At 61.1% G+C, this 599-nt stretch carries 1 protein-coding gene; it reads right to left on the reverse strand.

Annotated features, from left to right (window positions below):
- Positions 1-285: 285 nt before the first annotated feature.
- Positions 286-599: hypothetical protein (locus tag ACFWJO_RS38955; RefSeq protein ID WP_386872952.1), on the reverse strand; the 314-nt coding region annotated here is incomplete at its 5' end.

Below are 599 nucleotides of genomic sequence, written 5' to 3' on the forward strand. Positions count from 1 at the left end.
CGGTGCGATATCCGGAGGGCAGCGATCGAGTACGCGGACGATGCGTGCACGCGATCGCATCGTTATGGACGACACGGGTGGTATTGAATACCGGCGCAAACAGACGCGCGGTATCATGAGAGCTGTCTGGCACGACAGTTCCCTTCAGGGAAGCGCAGTAGAGACGAGTTGGCGCTCGTCTCACTCGAACTCGGAACACCCTCGGCCCCGCCAGGTCGGGGGTTTTCCTAGTTTTGAGCTACTGCTGATTTGAGTATTGAGTTGCTGAGATCGCTCTCTCGAAGATCAGGCAGACAGCTGCAACACCTCCTGTACGCCCTCTCCGTCAGCGACGGCCTTCTCGGCGTCGTACGTGCCGTCGAACATTGGCACGAGCAAATCCGCTGTGACCTCACCGTTCAGGTCAGTGCGGCCGACAAGCGTCGCAAGTACATCGGCGAGGAACTGCGACTCGGAGACTTCAGGGCCGACAACATTCATGGCTGCGCGCCGCCGGTTGAGCTCTTCGCGGCGGCGGTTGAGTTCTTGTCGAACAGCGGGCGGGACGCGCGTCAGGATCGCCTCACGGGGTCCCTTACTGGGTAGCGGCACAGTGCCCC

The organism is Streptomyces sp. NPDC127092, assembly GCF_042722475.1.
In the GTDB taxonomy this organism is placed as follows: Bacteria; Actinomycetota; Actinomycetes; order Streptomycetales; family Streptomycetaceae; genus Streptomyces.